General features: G+C 31.8%; 1 pseudogene. It reads left to right on the top strand.

Annotated elements, in window-relative coordinates:
* The first annotated feature begins 176 nt into the window (after positions 1-176).
* A pseudogene (locus tag HV819_RS11370) lies at positions 177-1,344 on the top strand (IS110 family RNA-guided transposase).
* Positions 1,345-1,363 lie beyond the last annotated feature (19 nt).

Genomic DNA, 1,363 nt, shown 5'->3' with positions numbered 1-1,363 from the left:
CACTCGTTTTATCCTTGAGATTTTATCTCGTAAAAAAGAGTGAGTCCTCTTATCTTTTAACTGTTTACGAATAAGTTAGATGTTGACTGGTTTCCAGTAATTCGTATCTCCCATAAGGCAGTAACGTTACTAGATTTAGAGGTGTCTATCTAAAATATTCTTTTGTGAGGTTTTAAATGTTTTTCTTAGGTGTTGATATTGGTAAAAATACTCATGTTGCTTCATTAGTTGATGATAAGAAAAAGGTTGTTTTTAAGGCTTTTTCTTTTTCTAACTCTATTGATGGGATTCTTCTTTAACCCGTAAAATTGAGCAGTTTAAAGACTATGTTGAGATTGGCATGGAGGCTACTGGTCATTATTGGCTTTCTCTTTATTCTTACCTAGTTGCTGAAGGTTACACTGTTCGTGTTATTAATCCTATTCAAACTGATGGTTGGAGACATGGTTTTGAGATTAGAAAGAGGAAAACTGATATTATCGATTCGCTCCTTATTGCTGATCTTCTCCGTTAGGCGATTTTGTTGAAACTTCACTTTCTAATGAGGATTTTCTTTCTTTAAGAAATCTTTCCAGGTTTAGATCTTATTTGATTTCTTCCATTGGAGATATTAAAAGAAAAACCATCGCTCTTTTAGACCAAGTTTTTCCTGAATATGCTTCTTCTTTTAGCTATATTTTTGGTAAAACTTCTAAGGAAATTTTATCTTCTTTTCAGTCTGCTGCTAATTTTGAAGATATCTCTTTGGATAAGTTAAATGATCTTCTTGATAGAGTTTCTCATAAGAAGTTTGCTGATAAGAAACTTAAAGAACTTTCTAGAAAAGCTTCTAGTTCTTTTGCTGTTAACTTTTGTTTAGATTCTTTTTCTCTTCAAATTAAGATGATTATCAAACAAATTTCTTTTATTCAAAATCAAGTGTCTGATGTTGAAGATGAGATAAATCTTTTACTAGATAAGTTTGATTCACCTATTACTACTATTACTGGTATTGGAAGCGTGAATGTTGCTACCATTCTTGGTGAAATTGGTAATATTTCTAGATTTTCTAATCCTTCTAAACTTGTTGCTTATGCTGGTCTTGATGCTAGTGTTTCACAGTCTGGCGAGTATGAGTCTACTAGAAACAAGATGAGTAAAAGAGGATCACCTTACCTTAGGCGTGCTTTATTTCAATCAGCATTAATAGCTGAATTTAATGACCCTGTTTTCTCTGCTTATTATCAGAAGAAAATGAGTGAAGGTAAACATCATCTAGTTGCTACAAATGCTGTTGCTAGAAAACTTTGTCATACTATTTACGCTGTTTTAACTAAAAACGAAGATTATCAAGTTCAAGCTTAATTTCAATACTTATTTTTAG

This window comes from Anaerococcus faecalis (assembly GCF_013371425.1).
GTDB classification, from domain to species: domain Bacteria; phylum Bacillota; class Clostridia; order Tissierellales; family Peptoniphilaceae; genus Anaerococcus; species Anaerococcus porci.
Note: the sequence above shows the minus strand (reverse complement) of the source record. Positions and strands in the feature narration are given on the sequence as shown.